Here is a 16,161-nt window from a genome sequence, read left to right on the forward strand (position 1 = left end):
GATAGGACTGTTAACCGGTCATATGCACGATTTGAGGCACCCTTGCGGGAGGGTGCCTGAGGGTGCATGCGCGGCTGAAAATCACCGTACGTACGACCGAATGCGGTCTGGGTGTACGACGAAGGCCCCCTCGCGCGTGGCGAGGGGGCCTTCGTTTTGCGTGCGCCGCCAGGGACTCGAACCCCGGACCCGCTGATTAAGAGTCAGCTGCTCTAACCAACTGAGCTAGCGGCGCCTGCTGACCTGGAGAACTCTACCGGACGGTGTGGGGTGCTCCAGACCATTATCTGATCGTTCCGGCCTGTCGAATCGCCTCTTATTACCTGAATTACGCCAAAATGCGATCGAACGTGACAGTCAGCACAGTGACGAGGGGCCACGTATGACCGTGCCGGTATTCGAGGAGTTCGAACCAGCCGCCGACTGCGACTGCGCCGGGTGCGTCCAGCACCGCCGGGCCCTGGCCGCGGGAGAGCACCCCGCCGCGCACGGCTGCCGCCGGGCGATCGTCCTGTTCACCGCAGCGGGCGTGGTGCTGGGCGGCGGCGGAGGAGTGGACGCGGCGAGCGCGGTCGGCCACACCGCCGGCCCGGCGGCCGGGACCGTGCGGGTGGACCGGGGGGCCGCTGAACCGGGGCCCGGCACCGGCAGGGGCACCGAAGAACAGGGCGTCACCGAGCAGGGCGGCGCCGGACCGCTGCACGGGCCGTTGGGCGAGTCGGTCGACACCGTGGCCCCGCTGAACAAGACGACCCGGGCCCAGATCATCAACCGCGCCAAGGGATGGCTGAGTGCCAAGGTCCCGTACAGCATGGAGCAGTACTGGTCCGACGGTTACCGCCAGGACTGCTCCGGCTATGTCTCGATGGCCTGGAACCTGGGCAGCAACGAATGGACCGGAAGCCTCGCGGACTTCGCCACCCGGATCACCCGCGAGCAGCTGCAGCCGGGCGACATCCTGCTCTTCCACAACCCGGACGACCCGACCAAGGGTTCGCACGTCACGATCTTCGGCGGCTGGACCGACTACACCCACACCTACTACGTCGCATACGAGCAGGTGAAGCCGCACACCCGTAAGCAGGCCACACCCATGGGCTACTGGACCAACTCGGACCTCTATCTGCCCTACCGCTACAAGGGCCTCACCGGAGCGGCCCTGACGAGCGGGTCGACCTCGACCGAGGCCTATCCGGGCGGGACGGCCGACGTCAGCGCCGTTTCCTCGACCGGGACTTATCCGGGCGGGGCGGCCTCGGCCGAGGCCTATCCGGGCCGCACGGCCCTCGGTCCCGGCGCGGAGAGCGCGTACGTCACCAAGCTCCGCGAGATGCTTCGCGCGCGCGGCGCCGAGCGCTTCTACCCCGAGGAGCCGGGGCCGCGGTGGGGCGAGGCGGAGCGGCTGGCCACCGAGGCGTTCCAGCTCGCACAGGGCTGGCGCGGCAGGGACGCGGACGGGCGGCCGGGCCCGGAGACCTGGCGGCTGCTGGTGACCGGGCAGGGCAAGGACATCCCCGCGGCGGGCGCGGGCGGGCCCGGCGGTGTGAGCGCGGTGGTGCCCACGTACCCGGGCCGCGCGTACTTCCGACCGGGCCGGTCCAATGCGTACATCACCCGGCTCGGCCGTCAGTTGGTCGAGCGCGGCTACGGCAAGCACTACACATCGGTTCCCGGGCCGGCCTGGGGCGAGGAGGTCCGGCGCAATGTCGAGGCCTTCCAGCGGGCTCAGGGCTGGCGCGGCGGGGCGGCGAACGGGTTCCCCGGGCCCGAGACCTGGCGCCGGCTCTTCGGCTGAGCCGTCCCGGGTCCTTGCCCGTCCCGGGTCCTCGCCCGGCCGCCCGGCTCCTCTGCTTCCTCCCGGCTCCCTCCACTCCGTCCCCGCTGCTCGATCCCGAACACCCTCGCGAGGTGAAGCGAAGTGAATCCCACCCCGTCGGAGACGGACGGCGGCGGGCCGTCCGACGGCCCGCGGCGCCACCCGGTCATCTCCCAGGAAGTGACCACCGAGATCCCGGTGCATCTCCTCTTCCGTGACGACGACTCCCAGCCGATCGCCCTGCCCTCCGCCATCGTGGCGCGGCGGCAGGGCACCGGCGAGCAGCCGAGGATCGGGCGCAGGCCCGCGCCGCTGCGTCCGGCCGCCGCCCCGTCGCGGCCGGCGCCACCCGGGGACCCCGATCTGGTCGAGCGGGCCGCGGCCGCGCTGCCCGGCTGGACCGGGCTGGTCGCGGGGGCGTGTGCGCTCGGCGGGATCGGCGCGGTGCTGTGGGGGGCCGGGGCGGTGCCCGGCCCGGTGACGCGGCTGTTCGGGCTGACCTCGTATCCGTACGTCGGCATCGGATTCGGGCTGTGGTGTCTGCTCACGCTGGGCGTCGTCCTGGCGCTGTTCGCGTTCGGAGGGCTCGGGCGCGGCCGGGTCGGACACGTCTGGGTCCTCACGCTGTTCGGCGACTACCGGGGGAGCGTGCGGCGTACGGGACTGATCTGGATCAGTCCGCTGGTGCTGCGCCGTCGGGTCGACGTACGGCTGCGGCACTGGCGCAGCCAGCCGATGCCCGCGGTCGACGCGGACGGCACGGCGCTGCGCGTCGTCGTGCTCGTGGTGTGGCGGGTCAAGGACACCGCGCGGGCCGCGCTCGGCGTCGAGGACCACGAGAGCTATCTGAGCGAGCAGGTCGAGGCTTCCATGGCGCGGGTGCTCTCGCAGCTGCCGGCCGACGCCTTCCACGAAGACGCTCCCACCCTGCGCAACGCGGAGGCGGTCGGCGGCGCGCTCACCCGGCTGCTGTCGGCGGAGTGCGCGCCGGTGGGGATCGAGGTGTTCTCGGCGCAGCCGACGGGGATCGAGTACGCGCCGGAGGTGGCGGCCGCGATGCAGCGTCGGCGGATCGCGGCGATCGACGCCAAGCACCGGGACAGTGTGCTGACTTCGGTGGTGGACGCGGTGAGCGACACGGTGCACCGGCTGACCGCGTGCGGGCTCGTGGAGCTTGACGACTACGAACGCAAGGCTCTGGTGAAGGACCTCACGGTCGCCTTCTACACCGGGCGCTCCGGGCCGGTGGAAGGTACGTGATTGGTCTGGACATGTTCAAGTTACGTTAATACTCTGGGACTTGGTCTAGACCGGAATACGTACCACCCGCACGCGTGCAGCACGGCTCACCTGAACTCCCCCACGTTCTCCTGGAGCGAAGCATGCGCAAGAAGACAAGTGCGGCCGTGGTCGGCCTCGTCGTGGCGGGCACCACCGTGCTCGCGACCGGCAGCGCCAGCAGCCATGGCTACACCGACTCGCCCATCAGCCGCCAGAAGCTCTGCGCCAACCGCACGGTCGCCAACTGCGGCGAGATCATCTACGAACCCCAGAGCGTCGAAGGCCCCAAGGGCTTCCCCGCGGCGGGTCCGGCCGACGGAACGATCTGTGCCGGCGGCAACAGCCGCTTCTCGCAGCTCGACGACCCGCGCGGCGGCACCTGGCCCACCACCAAGGTCTCCTCGGGGCAGAACTACACCTTCCGGTGGCAGTTCACCGCCATGCATGCGACGACCGACTTCAAGTACTACATCACCAAGAACGGCTGGAACCCGAGCCAGAAGCTCACCCGCGCCTCGCTCGACTCGCAGCCGTTCCTGACGATCCCGTACAACGGCCAGCGCCCGCCGGCCACGCTCAGCCACTCCGGGACGCTGCCGTCGAAGTCCGGCCGGCATGTGATCCTCGCGGTGTGGACCGTGAATGACACCACCAACGCCTTCTATGCCTGCTCGGATGTTCAGTTCTGACAGGTAGTCAGTTACCGTGCGGCGCCATGACGAGTACTGTCGCCGAGCTCGTACAGCGCCAGTGGGGCGATCACCGGGTGGGGCTGAGGGAGTCCGAACTCGTACTCAGCCACCACCAGGTGGCCGCCGGCGCCGCCGCACGGGCCGCGCTCCTCGTGGACCTCGTGCCGCGCGGGGCCGAGCCACACCTCGGAGTGCTGCTCGACAACACCCCGGAGTTTCCCCTGTGGCTCAGCGCGGCGGCTCTGGCCGGGGCCGCCGTGGCGGGCATCAACCCGACCAGACGCGGGGCTGAGCTGGCCCGCGACATCGTGCACACCGACTGCCGGGTACTGGTCACCGAACGCGCCCGACTTCCCCTCCTCGACGGGCTCGACCTGCCGGGGATCCGGGTGCTGGTGACCGATCCCGACAACGCCGATTACGCCGAGCTGCTCGCCCCGTACGCCGCCGCGGCCCCCGGCGAGGCAACGCTCCGTCCGGTCGGGCCCGGCAGCCGGCTGCTGCTGTACTTCACGTCCGGGTCCACCGGCGCGCCCAAGGCCGCGATCTGCTCGCAGGGGCGGTTGGCGGCTGCGGGCGCGTCGCTGGTCTCGCACTTCGGCGTACGGCGCGACGACGTCCACTACATCTGCATGCCGATGTTCCACGGCAACGCGGTGATCGCCAACTGGGCGCCCGCCCTGGCCGGCGGGGCGTCGGTGGCACTGCGGCGGCGCTTCTCCGCGTCGCGCTTCCTCTCCGACGTACGGGAGTACGGCGCGACGTACTTCACCTATGTGGGCCGGGCGGTGCAGTATCTGCTGGCCACGCCCGAGCGTGACGACGACCGTGAGCACGGGCTGCGGCTGGGCTTCGGCACGGAGGCGGGCGCGGTGGACGTGGCCCGCTTCGAGGCGCGGTTCGGGGTGCGCCTGGTCGAGGGCTACGGCTCCTCCGAGGGCGGCGCGGCGATCCAGCGGACCCCGGACACCCCGGCGGGCGCGATCGGCCGGGCGGGTGCCGGCGAGGACCTCGCCGTCGTCGACCCCGACACGGGCGAGGAACGGGCAGCGGCGGTGCTGGACGCGGACGGCCGGCTGGTCAACGGGGACCTGGCGATAGGGGAGTTGGTGAACCGCGGCCCGAACCCCTTCGAGGGCTACTGGCGCCACCCCGAGGCGGACGCGGCGCGGACGCGCGGCGGCTGGTACTGGACCGGCGACCTGTTCTTCCGTGACGCGGAGGGCTTCCTGTACTTCGCCGGCCGAAGCGACGACCGGCTGCGGGTGGACAGCGAGAACCTCGCGGCCGCGGTGATCGAGAACATCCTGTCCCGCTGGCCGCCAGCGACGGGCGTCGCGGTCTACGCGGTCCCGGACCCGGTGGCGGGCGACCAGGTGATGGCGGCGGTGGCGCTGCGGGAGGGGACCGCGTTCGACCCGGCAGCATTCCAGGACTTCCTGGCGGCGCAGCCGGATCTGGGCACGAAGATGGCGCCGCGATTTGTGCGCGTGCTGAGGCGGCTGCCGGTGACGGCGACGAACAAGATCCACCGGGTGGGGCTGCGGAGGGAGGGTTTCGACGGGGGCGAGGTGTGGTGGCGGCCGCGGGGGGTGGCGGGGTACTGCGTGCTGACGGAGGGGGACAGGGCCCGGTTGCGGGCGGAGTTCGGGGCGCACGGCCGGGAGGGGTTGCTGGGGCGGTGAGTTCTCAATCTCCCCCAGACTTCGTCCGAAGGGACCCCCGGACGGCTTGATTTCCGGCCTGAGCGTCTGCTTCAGGGCAAGTTGGCGTAACGGCCGAGTGGGCACAGGGGCCGGTGGGAAGGTCCCAGGCTTCCGTTACAGAAGGCGATACAGGGAGCCTGCCGTGCCGTCCATGCCGCGCCGCCAGTTTCTGCAGAGTGCCGCCGGTACAGCCCTGGCGGCCGGAGCGGCAGGCACGCTCGACGTCCCACAGGCCGTCGCAGCACCCACAGCCGAAGTCGCTCTGCACTTCACCGCCGCCACCAACGGCGCTGCCACCCCCGCCCCCGGCGGCCGTTTCATCGCCGAGGTGCAGAACGTCCTCTGGTCAATCCCGCCGGACGGCTCACCGGCCACCGCGCTCACCTCACCCGACCTGGAGCCCGGCCGCCCGGTCTGTTCGCCCGACGGCCGCCGGGTCGCGATGACCGCCTTCAAGGGCGGCCAGTTCCACATCTGGACGATGGCCGTGGACGGTTCCGGCCTGCGGCAGCTGACCGAAGGCCCCTGGGACGACCGCGCCCCCGCCTGGTCGCCGGACGGCACCCGCATCGTGTTCTCCTCCGAGCGCGGCGGCGACCCGGTCAAGGGCAGTCCGTACCGCATCTGGACCGTCGATGTCCGCAGCGAAGAGCTCACCCGGCTGACCGGACTGCCCGGACAGGAGACCCCGGCCACGCCCTTCGAGGACTACGACCCGGTCTGGTCCCCGGACGGCGCCCGCATCCTGTTCGTACGGGCAGCGCTCGACGGCACGACACTCAGGGCCCGCACCCTCGCCGCCGTCCCCGCCGCGGGTGGCCCCGTCACCGTCGAGCACGCCGAGACCGAGCCGGGCAATCTGCTCACCCCTGCCATCTCCCCGGCCGGGCGGCGGGCCTGGCTGCGTGCCGTCGGCTCGACCACGCGCTACGAGAACGTCGTCCTCGTCGTGGACGGGAAACCCGTCGCCGTGGACGGCGAGATCGCGGGCGCGCCCCCGCGCTGGATCGACGACGAGCGGCTGCTGCTCACGGTCGACGGCCGGTTCACACTCCTGCGGCCGCACCGGGAGGCGGCGGCCGAGCGGATCGGCTTCTCGGCCACGCTCCCCGTCGCCCGCCCGCGCTATCGCACCAAGGAGTACGACTTCGAGCCGCGCGGGACCCGGCCGGTGCGGGGCATCCACCTCCCCGCGCTCTCCCCGGACGGCCGCTCGGTCGCCTTCGTCTCCCTCAACGCCCTCTGGATCAGCCCCACTTCGGGCGGCGCGGGGCCGCGCAAGGTGTTGCAGGCCGCCCCCACGACGTACCTCCAGGGGCCCTCCTGGACCGCCGACGGCCAGGCGCTGCTGTATGTCGACGACCGCGACGGCGGCCTCAACACCGTCCGCCGCCTCGACCTGGCGACCGGCAAGGACACGGTGCTCGCCCCCGGCGGCCGGGCCCATGCCGCGCTCTCCCCGGACGGCGGCCGCCTCGGCTGCCTCGACATGGCCGGCAATCTCGTCGTACGCGATCTCGCGAGCGGTGCGGAGAAGAAGCTCGCCGCGCCCCTGGGCGGGGGCGGGCTGCCGGGGCGGCCCAGCTGGTCGCCGGACGGCCGCTACCTCGCCTACTGCGACCGCAACCGTCTCAACCTCCGCTTCCGCGAGGGCTACAACCTCATCCGCGTCGTCGACACCACGACCGGGAGCTCGGTGCTCCACCCGCTCGCGCCGCATGTCTCGCTCTCCGACCGTTATGCGAGCGGACCCGTCTGGTCCCCGGACGGCCGCCATCTGGCCTGCGTCAGCGAGTCCGCGCTCTGGCTGCTGCCGGTCCGCCCGGACGGCACCCCCGACGGCGAGCCGCGCCTCCTCAGTGATGAGCCGGCCGACCATCCGACCTGGTCGGCCGACTCGCGCAGGCTGCTGTATCTGTCGGGCGCCCGGCTGCGGCTCAGAGACCTGGACGGCACGACCCGCACGGTCCCGGTCGCGCTCGGCTACCGCCGCCCGGCCGCCGTGGACACGGTCGTCCACGCGGGCCGCTTCTGGGACGGGACCGGCTCCGCGCCCCGCGAGGACGTGGATGTGCTGATCCGGGACGGCCGTATCGCATCCGTCGAACCGCACCGCGCCGCCCGCCACACTGTCCGCCGCGCGGCACGGACCGTCGATGCCTCCGGGCAGACGGTCCTGCCCGGGCTGTGGGACACGCACACCCACCCCTGGCAGTACACCTACGGCGCCCGCCAGACTGCCGTGTCCCTTGCGTACGGAATCACCACCACCGTCTCGCTGGCCGGTTTCTCCTACGAACAGGCCAGGCTGCGCGAGGACATCACCGCCGGCCGTCTCCACGGGCCGCGCCTGCTGACCACCGGCGAGCTCCTTGACGGTTCCCGCGTCGCGTACAGCATGGGCCGCGCGCACCGTACCCCTCGGGGGCTCGCGCGCTCCCTCGCCCGCGGGGCCGCGCTGGACTGGGACTTCGTCAAGACATACGTGCGCGCCCCTGCCTGGATCATGGCGGAGGCAGCGCGCTTCGGCCATGAGCGGCTCGGCGTACGCTCCGGCTCGCACCTGTGCTCGCAGGGCTTCCAGACCGGCCAGGACCTCACCACCCACCTGGTGGCGACGGAACGGGCGGAGTACGGCCACGGCGCGACCGCCGGGGGCCTCACCCACCAGGACACGATCGAGACCTACGCGCGCGGCGGCTTCCGTTTGATCGAGACCCCGTTCACCGCGTTCACGCTGCTCGCGGACAACCCCGAACTGGTCGAGGACCCGCGGGTGACCGCGATGATGCCGCCGTGGGACGTCCTGGCGATCCGCGACCGGGCAGGCAAGCCGGCCACGGACATCGAACGCCTCGCGCTGCGCCGCGAGTTCGACACCCTCCGCCAGGTGAGCTCCGCGGGCGGTCTCGTCGCTCTCGGCACGGACACTCCGCTCACCCCGGTCGGCCTCCACCTCCACCTGGCTCTGCGCGCCCTGGTCGCGTACGGCTTCTCCCCGTCCGAGGCGCTGCTGACGGCGACGGCGAACGCGGCGAGGGCCTTCGGCGCCGAGAGGGACCTGGGGACGGTGGAGCCGGGCAAGCTGGCGGACCTGACGATCGTGGACGGTGATCCGTTCACGGACTTCGACGATCTGGCCAGGACGAGCCGCGTCCTGATCGGGGGCCGGGTCCATGATCGCGCTGCGCTGGAGGCGGTGTACAGCCGCCCTTCCGCGCGGGCGGTCGTCGTCGCCGAACCGCACTGGGCGGCTGTGAGCGAGCTGATGCACCGGGACGGCTGCTGCGGGTAGAGCACGCCTCAGGGGTGCCGGAGCACCCCTCGGGACCAGGTACTATTTACGACGTCAGCGGGCGCCGCTAGCTCAGTTGGTTAGAGCAGCTGACTCTTAATCAGCGGGTCCGGGGTTCGAGTCCCTGGCGGCGCACAGACGGAAAAAGCCCCTCGCGAGAGCGAGGGGCTTTTTCGTGCGCCTGCGTGCGCCTGAGTCCGCCTTCGTGCGGCCCTGGCCGACGGGCCACCCGTCGGGTCGTCCTCCTAGATCGCGAGCGACAGCACCACCGGCGCGGCCCTGCGGTTCAGTGTGTCCGCGGCCGAGCGCAGCCGGTGGGCGTGCTCGACCGGCATGGAGAGCGCGAGGCACCCCACCGCCGAACCCGCCGTCAGCGGCACCGCCGCGCAGACCGTGCCCACCGCGTACTCCTGGAGGTCCAGCATCGGAACCGTCGGCGGCTGCGCGTCCAGCTTGGAGAAGAGCAGCCTCTCGCTGGTGATCGTGCGCGAGGTGAGGCGGGCTATCTTGTGGCGCGAGAGGTGGTCGCGGCGCCCGTTGACATCGAGCTGCGTCAGCAGGCACTTGCCGACCGCGCTCGCGTGCGCCGCCGAGCGGAAGTCCACCCACTCGTTGACCTTGGGAGCGTGCGGACTGTCGGCGTACTGCGTGATCTTGACCTCGCCGTCGATATAACGGCTGATGTAGACCGCAGCGCCGACCGAGTCGCGCAGCTCGGTGAGCGTCTCCTGGAGTTTCGCCTCCAGTGCCTGCTGGCGGGTGGCTCCCGAGCCGAGCAGTATCAGGGAGTCGCCGATCACATATGCGCCGTCCGCGACCTGCTCCACATAGCCCTCGCGGCGCAGCATCGCCAGCATGGGAGCCAGGTGGCCGGTCGGCAGCCCTGTCTCGCGTGCGACCTGGACGTCGGTGACACCGCCACCGTGCTTCGAGATCGTCTCCAGGACGCGTAAGACGTATTGCACCGAATGGAACGGCGCGGTGGGCTCAGGCTTCAGCGCCACGGTTTCCCCCTACCAGGTTGTGACCGCAAGCTTCCGTACCACGATAGCCGCCAAGAGCCGTTTCGGGGGCGGCTGTTGGCGAGAATGATGCTGAGCCCCAACGTCATACGCTGGGGCTCATCCTCTTGGCATATGCCAGAGTCACACCTATGCCTCGGAGTGAGTGGTCAGAGCACCGCACTGAGAAACTCGCGAGTACGTTCGTGCTCCGGATCGGAGAAGATTTTTTCCGGAGATCCGGACTCGATGACCTTCCCGGAGTCGAACATCAGCACCTCGTCGGAGATGTCCCGGGCGAAGTTCATCTCGTGCGTGACGCACAGCATCGTGATGTCCGTGGAGCGGGCGATGTCCCGCAGCACATCCAGTACCCCGGCGACCAGTTCAGGGTCCAGTGCCGACGTGACCTCGTCAAGAAGCAGAACCTGGGGCCGCATCGCCAGCGCGCGGGCGATCGCCACCCGCTGCTGCTGGCCGCCCGACAGCTGGGTCGGCTTGGCATCGCGGCGGTCGCCGAGGCCCACCAGCTCAAGGAGCTCCTTGGCGCGCTCCTCGGCCTCGTCCCTGGACATGCCGAGGACCCGCACCGGGGCCTCGGTGATGTTCCGCAGAGCGGTCATGTTGGGGAACAGATTGAACTGCTGGAAGACCATGCCGATCTTCTTGCGTGCCTCGCGGCGCTCCTTCTCGGCGGCCGGAAACAGCCGGTTGCCATTCACCTGGATCGTGCCCGTGTCGGGCGACGTCAGGGTCATCAGCAGGCGCAGGATCGTGGTCTTGCCGGAGCCGGACGGTCCGATCAGCGTCACATGCTTGCCCGGGCGTACCGAGAAGCAGAGGTCGTCGAGGACGGTGTTGTCACCGAAGCGCTTGGTGACGTTGTCGAAGCGGATCAGTTCGTGGGTCTCGTCGGGCGTCTCGGCATCGGCGGGGGGCTGGGTGTCAGTGGACAAGGCGGCGCTCCAGGGCTCGTACAAGAAGGGAAGCCGGGTAGGCGATGAGGATGAAGGCGATACCGATCACGGTCAGCGGCTCGGTGTACTGGAACGTCGCGGCGCTCTCCAGCCGGGACTGCTGCAGCATCTCCAGCACGCCGATCGCGGCGACCAGCGGTGTGTCCTTCAGCATCGCGATGACGTAGTTGCCGAGCGCCGGCGTGATGCGCCGGACCGCCTGCGGCAGGATCACCGCGAACCAGGTGCGGTGCGCGGGCAGGCTCAGCGCAGTCGCCGCCTCCCACTGACCGGCCGGCACGGCGTCGATGCCGGCCCGGTAGACCTGTGCGGTGTACGTCGAGTAGTGCAGCCCGATCGCGATCGTGCCGGTGGTCAGCGCCGAGAACTGCACGCCCCACTCCGGCAGTACGAAGTACAGGAAGAACAGCTGCACCAGCAGGGGCGTGGTGCGTATGAACTCCGTGACGACGTTCACCGGCCACCGTACGAAGCGGGTCGGCGCCCGGAACCCGATCGCCCAGACCAGGCCGAGCGTGAAGGAGATCAGCGAGCCGAGCACCAGGATCTCCAGCGTGACCAGCACGCCGTCCCAGAAGCGCGGCATGAAGTCCGCGACAGCGGACCAGTCCCAGTTCACTTCGCGCCACCTCCCAGGGCCCCGACCCCGATATTGGTCTTGGCCTTCTTCTCAAGTGCCTTCATGGAGCGCGTGATGACGAACGCGATCACGAAGTAGATGACCAGGCTGATGGTGTAGATCTGTGCGCTCTCCTGGGTCGCGAGCCGCACCAGGTACGCCGCGAAGGAGACGTCGCCCACGCCGAGCAGCGACACCAGCGCCGTGCCCTTGAGCAGTTCGACCAGCAGATTGCAGAACGGCGGGATCATCTCCGGCACGGCCTGCGGCAGCAGGATCAGCCGCATCCGCTGCCAGGGCGTGAAGCTGAGGGCGATCCCCGCCTCGCGCTGCGCCGGAGCCACCGAGTTCAGTGCGCCGCGCACGATCTCCGCGCCGTACGCGCCGTAGGACAGGCCCAGTGCGAGCACCGCGGCCCACATCGGGACCAGCTGCCAGCCCAGCAGCGGCGGCAGCACGAAGAACAGCCAGAACATAAGGATCAGCGCGGACGTGCCGCGGAAGATCTCGGTGTAGGTGCCCGCCAGGAAGCGGACGACGCGCGAGTGGTGGGTGCGGGCGATGCCGACGGCGAAGGCGACGAATCCGGCCAGCGCCGCGCTGTAGAGCAGCAGTTGAACGGTGATCCAGATGCCCGGGAGTACCCAGTTCTGCCAGAGTCCGGCTGTCATCGGCACAGCTCCTTGGCTGTGAGCGTGGTCATCTCGTTCTGCGTGAAGCCGAACTTGCGCAGGATGCGGAAGAGTTCGCCGCTCTTCTTCATCTTGTGGATCTCGACGTTGAAGGCGTCGCGCAACTCGGTGTCGGTGGGGCGGAAGGCGAAGCCCCCGCCGTCGATCTTCTTCTTGCCGTCGACGACGGCCGCGAACGGCTCGGTCGCCTCGGCCTTCCGGCTCTTCTTCACCACCTCGCGGGTGGTGAGCGCGGTACCCGCGAAGACGTCGACGCGGCCCGACTCGACGGCGTTCAGCCCCGCCACCTGGTCCTGGAGGATGACGATGTCCTTCTCCGGGTAGCCGACGGCGACCGCGTAGTCGATCTCCGCATAGCCGGTGCCGGTGGCGAACTTCGCCTTCGCCTTCACCACGTCCTCGTAGCTGTGCAGATTCTTCGGATTGCCCTTGCGCACGATGAAGGAGTCGAGCATCTGGTACTCGGGGTCGGCGAAGACGACCTGCTCGCAGCGCTCCTTGTTGATGTACATCCCGGCCGAGACGACGTCGAACTGCTGGGAGTTCAGTCCGGGTATGAGCGAGGCGAAGTCGGTGGCGACCGGCTGGACCTGGTCGATGCCGAGCCGCTTGAAGATCACTCGGGCCAGTTCAGGGGCCTCGCCGGTGAACTCGCCCTGGTCGTCGACATATCCGTAGGGCACCTCGCCCGCGATGCCGAGGCGCACCGTGCGCGCGGATCTCAACCGGGCCAGCGCATCACCTGACGGCACACGGCTGCAGCCTGCCGCGGCTGCGGCCCCGAGCGCCCCGGCCGCCGTGCTGCCGAGCAGCAGTGTGCGTCTGCGAATCGATGGTGTCTCTCTAGTACGAGCCATGGGCGCGCGGCTACCCGGGTCCCTGCGGGGTATGCGTACGAAATGGCCGACCGATATGTGACCGTAGCCCTCGACAAGCGCGGCGTGCGGTGCACCGCGCTGCTTCTCGACGACAAGGCGCCGCAGACCTGTGCGGCTGTGTGGGACGCGTTGCCGCTGGCAGGGGACGTGTACCACGCCAAGTACGCCCGAAATGAGATCTATGCCCTGTTCCCGGCCTTCGCGGAGCAGGAACCGCCGCTGGAGAACCCGACGGTGACGCCCATTCCGGGCGATCTCTGCTACTTCACCTTCTCCGATGTGCAGCTGGGCACGGCGTCGTACGGATACGGCGAGCAGGCCGCGCACCACGGCCGCTCGACCGTCGTCGACCTGGCCCTCTTCTACGAGCGCAACAACCTGCTGCTGAACGGGGATACGGGGTGGGTGCCGGGGATTGTGTGGGGGACGGTGGTGGAGGGGCTGGACGGGATGGCGGAGGCGTGCCAGGACTTGTGGCGGGCGGGGGCGCGGGGCGAGACGCTCAGCTTCCGGCGAGCGTAGGAGCTGGGGCTCCGCCCCAGACCCCGCGCCTCAATGCCGGCGAGGCTTCTTTTCGGGGGCTCCGCCCCCGTACCCCCGCTCCTCAATCGCCGGAGGGGCTTGATTTGCCCGGCCGAGCTCGAAGTTCGGGCGGGGCAATCAAGCCCGTCCGGCGATTCATGACACTCCCCCTACGCCCTGCGGGCGTGGGGGCCCTCAGCGGGCGTACCGGGGTCTGGGGGCTTGCCCCCAGTTACCCGACCGTGGGCGTCGGGATCGTCGTCGCGCCCGACTCGTACAGCGCGTGCGCCGCCCGCAGCACCAGCCCGTCCGCGTGCCGCGCCCCGATCAGCTGGACCCCGATCGGCAGCCCGTCCTCGTCGACCCCGCACGGCACCGTCGCCGCGGGCTGCTGGGTCATGTTGAAGGGGTATGTGAACGGCGTCCACCCGGTCCAGCGGCGGTGTCCCGAGCCCGCCGGGACCTCCGCTCCCGCCTCGAAGGCCGTGATCGGCAGGGTGGGTGTGACCAGCAGGTCGTACGAGGTGTGGAACCGGCCCATCCGCCGGCCCAGCGCCATCCGGACGTCCACGGCCGCCAGATACTCCAGCGCGCTGTACCGCGCGCCGCGCCCGGCGATCTCGCGCAGCCCGGGGTCCAGCTGCTCGCGCTGCCGGGCGCCCAGCGGCTGCAGCAGCCTGGCCGCGCCGCTGAACCACAGCGTGTGGAACGCCTCCACCGGATCGGCGATATCGGGGTCGGACTCCTCGATGTACGCGCCGAGTCCGGCGAGTGCCCCCACCGCCCGCCGTACCGCCGACGCGACCGCCGGGCGCACCGCCACCTGCCCGCCCAGGGACGGCGAGTAGGCGATCCGCAGCCCCTTGACGCCCTCGGTGAGCGTGCCGCGCACCCCGTCCGCCGGGCCCAGATGCGACCAGTCCCGCCAGTCCTCGCCGCTGATCACATCGAGCAGCAGCGCGGCGTCCGCGGCGTCCCGTGTCATCGGCCCCACGTGCGAGAGCGTCCCGAAGGGGCTGGACGGGTACAACGGCACGCGCCCGTACGTCGGCTTCAGCGCGAAGATCCCGCAGAAGGACGCGGGGATGCGGACCGAGCCGCCGCCGTCCGTGCCGAGCGAGAGCGGGCCCGCGCCGAGCGCCACCGCCGCGGCACTGCCGCCGCTGGAGCCGCCGGCCGTCCGTGCCGGGTCGTACGGATTGCCCGTGACCCCGTGCCGCGGGGAGTCGGTGACGCCCTTCCAGCCGAACTCGGGAGTCGTCGTCTTGCCGAGGAAGACCGCGCCGTGTGCCCGCAGCCGGCCGACGGAGGGCGCGTCCTCGTCCCAACTGCCCTCCGCCTGGACGGTCCTGGAGCCGCGCAGGGTCGGCCCGCCCCGCTGCAGCAGCAGATCCTTGACGGTGACCGGCACGCCGTCGAGGAGCCCCTGCGGCTCCCCCCGGTGCCAGCGCCCGGCGGACGCCTGTGCCTGGGCCAGCGCCGTATCGGCGTCGACCCGCACGAAGGCGTTGACCAGAGGCTGCACCGCCTCGATCCGCTCCAGCGCCGCGCGGGTCGCGTCGACGGGGGAGAACTCGCCTCTCTCGTAGCCGGCCAGCAGTTGACGTGCGGTCAGGGCGGTGAGGTCAGTCAGCGGAGCAGTCATGACTGGGGACGTACCCACGTTTCTTGTCGACCACGTTCGGGAACGGCTTTCCGGCCTCCCACAGCTCGTACAACTCGACGAACTGCTCGCCCAGCCGGTCGCGCCAGCCGACGGTGTCGCCGCTCATGTGCGGCGAGACGATCAGCCCCGGAACGTCCCAGAGCGGGCTGTCGGGCGTGAGCGGCTCCGAGCTGAACACATCGAGGGCCGCACCCGCGATCACCCGCCGGTTCAGCGCGGAGACCAGATCGTGCTCGACGACCAGCGGCCCGCGCCCCACATTGATGAACCGGGCCGACGGCTGCATCAGCGCGAAGCGCCGGGCGTCGAACATGCCGCGCGTGGCATCGGTGAGCGGCGCCGCGCACACGACCCAGTCGGCGCGGGCGAGCAGCGGATCGAGGTCCTTCTCGCCATGGATCCCGGAGCGCTCGGTGCGGCCGACCACCGCGACGGTGACGCCCAGCGCCTCCAGCGTGTGGGCCACGGCCCGGCCGATCGGGCCCGCGCCGACCACTGCCGCGCGGGTGCCCGCGACGCGCAGGCCCTCACGGTGCCGCCAGCGCCGCTGACGCTGCAGTTCGAGGGTCCCGGGGAGGTCCTTCGCCATCGCCAGCACAAGACCGGCGACGTACTCGGCGATCGGCTCCTCGAAGACTCCGCGGGCGTTGGTGACCACGGTCTCGGAGGCGATCAGCTCGGGGCAGAGCAGCCGGTCGACCCCGGCGCTCGGGGTGTGCACCCAGCGGGGCCGCGGACCCCCGCCGGGCCAGGCGGCCCGTACCGCGTCGGAGGTGAAGTCCCACACCAACAGGGCGTCTGCGTACGGGAGTCGCTCGGCGAGCGTCCGCTCGTCGGCGTACTGGACGCGGACCCGCCCGGCGAGCCGTCCGAGGCGGGGTGGAGGGTCGGCGGACAGTACGAGAAGGGTGGGTTCGGACATCAAGCGGAAGCCGTTTCGTGGGGGCCCCTCCCGTGCCCGACAGGGCAACGGGGGAGTGTGACACATGTACGGATTGACCACGCTCGCACCCGAA

At 70.8% G+C, this 16,161-nt stretch carries 13 protein-coding genes and 2 tRNA genes; 7 read left to right on the top strand and 8 right to left on the bottom strand.

What is annotated here, in order from left to right; genetic code table 11:
- Nucleotides 1-161: 161 nt before the first annotated feature.
- Nucleotides 162-235: transfer RNA gene (locus OG729_RS24900), tRNA-Lys, on the bottom strand.
- A gap of 147 nt (nucleotides 236-382) precedes the next feature.
- Between OG729_RS24900 and OG729_RS24905 the strand changes: the two genes are divergently transcribed.
- From OG729_RS24905 to OG729_RS24930, 6 genes are all read left to right on the top strand, one after another.
- Nucleotides 383-1,795 carry a peptidoglycan-binding protein gene (locus OG729_RS24905; RefSeq protein ID WP_405808145.1) on the top strand — a complete coding sequence of 471 codons (1,413 nt, stop codon included), beginning with the start codon at nucleotides 383-385 and terminating at the stop codon, nucleotides 1,793-1,795.
- 123 nt (nucleotides 1,796-1,918) lie between these two features.
- On the top strand, nucleotides 1,919-3,076 hold the full coding sequence (locus OG729_RS24910; RefSeq protein WP_360872560.1) for an SPFH domain-containing protein: 1,158 nt from the start codon (nucleotides 1,919-1,921) through the stop codon (nucleotides 3,074-3,076).
- 122 nt (nucleotides 3,077-3,198) lie between these two features.
- The gene (locus OG729_RS24915) at nucleotides 3,199-3,786 is read left to right on the top strand and encodes a lytic polysaccharide monooxygenase auxiliary activity family 9 protein (RefSeq protein ID WP_360872557.1); all 588 of its coding nucleotides are present in this window, start codon (nucleotides 3,199-3,201) and stop codon (nucleotides 3,784-3,786) included.
- A gap of 26 nt (nucleotides 3,787-3,812) precedes the next feature.
- Nucleotides 3,813-5,474: an AMP-binding protein gene (locus OG729_RS24920; protein ID WP_405808146.1), complete on the top strand. Its 1,662-nt coding sequence runs from the start codon at nucleotides 3,813-3,815 to the stop codon at nucleotides 5,472-5,474.
- A gap of 172 nt (nucleotides 5,475-5,646) precedes the next feature.
- A complete protein-coding gene (locus OG729_RS24925) occupies nucleotides 5,647-8,790 on the top strand; it encodes an amidohydrolase family protein (RefSeq protein WP_405811269.1) in 3,144 nt (1,047 codons plus the stop codon).
- A gap of 61 nt (nucleotides 8,791-8,851) precedes the next feature.
- Nucleotides 8,852-8,925: transfer RNA gene (locus OG729_RS24930), tRNA-Lys, on the top strand.
- 110 nt (nucleotides 8,926-9,035) lie between these two features.
- Here the strand turns inward: OG729_RS24930 and OG729_RS24935 are convergent.
- From OG729_RS24935 to ehuB, 5 genes are all read right to left on the bottom strand, one after another.
- Nucleotides 9,036-9,794, bottom strand: coding sequence for an IclR family transcriptional regulator C-terminal domain-containing protein (locus OG729_RS24935; RefSeq protein WP_360872552.1), 759 nt, complete (start codon nucleotides 9,792-9,794; stop codon nucleotides 9,036-9,038).
- Between the two features lie 167 nt (nucleotides 9,795-9,961).
- Nucleotides 9,962-10,747 (bottom strand): ectoine/hydroxyectoine ABC transporter ATP-binding protein EhuA, encoded by a 786-nt coding sequence (ehuA, locus tag OG729_RS24940; RefSeq protein WP_360872549.1) that lies wholly within the window; start codon nucleotides 10,745-10,747, stop codon nucleotides 9,962-9,964.
- Nucleotides 10,737-11,387, bottom strand: coding sequence for an ectoine/hydroxyectoine ABC transporter permease subunit EhuD (ehuD, locus tag OG729_RS24945; RefSeq protein ID WP_360872546.1), 651 nt, complete (start codon nucleotides 11,385-11,387; stop codon nucleotides 10,737-10,739). Before ehuD ends, ehuA begins: the two co-directional genes overlap by 11 nt.
- Nucleotides 11,384-12,058 carry an ectoine/hydroxyectoine ABC transporter permease subunit EhuC gene (gene ehuC / locus OG729_RS24950; RefSeq protein ID WP_405808147.1) on the bottom strand — a complete coding sequence of 225 codons (675 nt, stop codon included), beginning with the start codon at nucleotides 12,056-12,058 and terminating at the stop codon, nucleotides 11,384-11,386. Before ehuC ends, ehuD begins: the two co-directional genes overlap by 4 nt.
- Nucleotides 12,055-12,936 carry an ectoine/hydroxyectoine ABC transporter substrate-binding protein EhuB gene (gene ehuB / locus OG729_RS24955; protein WP_360872540.1) on the bottom strand — a complete coding sequence of 294 codons (882 nt, stop codon included), beginning with the start codon at nucleotides 12,934-12,936 and terminating at the stop codon, nucleotides 12,055-12,057. The genes ehuC and ehuB overlap by 4 nt, the downstream gene beginning before the upstream one ends.
- 42 nt (nucleotides 12,937-12,978) lie before the next feature.
- On the opposite strand from ehuB, the gene OG729_RS24960 reads away from it, so the two are divergent.
- Complete coding sequence (locus tag OG729_RS24960) at nucleotides 12,979-13,479, top strand: DUF3830 family protein (protein WP_405808148.1); 501 nt, start codon at nucleotides 12,979-12,981, stop codon at nucleotides 13,477-13,479.
- Nucleotides 13,480-13,711: 232 nt separating this feature from the next.
- Here OG729_RS24960 and OG729_RS24965 read toward each other — a convergent pair whose 3' ends face one another.
- Together OG729_RS24965 and OG729_RS24970 are read right to left on the bottom strand one after the other, a co-directional pair.
- Nucleotides 13,712-15,124 (bottom strand): amidase, encoded by a 1,413-nt coding sequence (locus OG729_RS24965; RefSeq protein WP_405808149.1) that lies wholly within the window; start codon nucleotides 15,122-15,124, stop codon nucleotides 13,712-13,714.
- Nucleotides 15,105-16,067, bottom strand: a complete 963-nt coding sequence (locus OG729_RS24970; RefSeq protein WP_405808150.1) for a D-2-hydroxyacid dehydrogenase — start codon at nucleotides 16,065-16,067, stop codon at nucleotides 15,105-15,107. Before OG729_RS24970 ends, OG729_RS24965 begins: the two co-directional genes overlap by 20 nt.
- Nucleotides 16,068-16,161: the final 94 nt, after the last annotated feature.

It is taken from the genome of Streptomyces sp. NBC_00210 (assembly GCF_045160975.1).
Taxonomy (GTDB): domain Bacteria; phylum Actinomycetota; class Actinomycetes; order Streptomycetales; family Streptomycetaceae; genus Streptomyces.

Excerpts from the sequence above, each read along its gene's own strand:
- OG729_RS24925 (WP_405811269.1), top strand. The coding sequence starts at position 5,647 with ATGCCGCGCCGCCAGTTTCTGCAGAGTGCCGCCGGTACAGCCCTGGCG.
- ehuB (WP_360872540.1), bottom strand. The coding sequence starts at position 12,936 with ATGGCTCGTACTAGAGAGACACCATCGATTCGCAGACGCACACTGCTG.
- OG729_RS24905 (WP_405808145.1), top strand. The coding sequence starts at position 383 with ATGACCGTGCCGGTATTCGAGGAGTTCGAACCAGCCGCCGACTGCGAC.
- OG729_RS24920 (WP_405808146.1), top strand. The coding sequence starts at position 3,813 with ATGACGAGTACTGTCGCCGAGCTCGTACAGCGCCAGTGGGGCGATCAC.
- OG729_RS24970 (WP_405808150.1), bottom strand. The coding sequence starts at position 16,067 with ATGTCCGAACCCACCCTTCTCGTACTGTCCGCCGACCCTCCACCCCGC.
- ehuC (WP_405808147.1), bottom strand. The coding sequence starts at position 12,058 with ATGACAGCCGGACTCTGGCAGAACTGGGTACTCCCGGGCATCTGGATC.
- OG729_RS24960 (WP_405808148.1), top strand. The coding sequence starts at position 12,979 with ATGGCCGACCGATATGTGACCGTAGCCCTCGACAAGCGCGGCGTGCGG.
- OG729_RS24965 (WP_405808149.1), bottom strand. The coding sequence starts at position 15,124 with ATGACTGCTCCGCTGACTGACCTCACCGCCCTGACCGCACGTCAACTG.
- OG729_RS24915 (WP_360872557.1), top strand. The coding sequence starts at position 3,199 with ATGCGCAAGAAGACAAGTGCGGCCGTGGTCGGCCTCGTCGTGGCGGGC.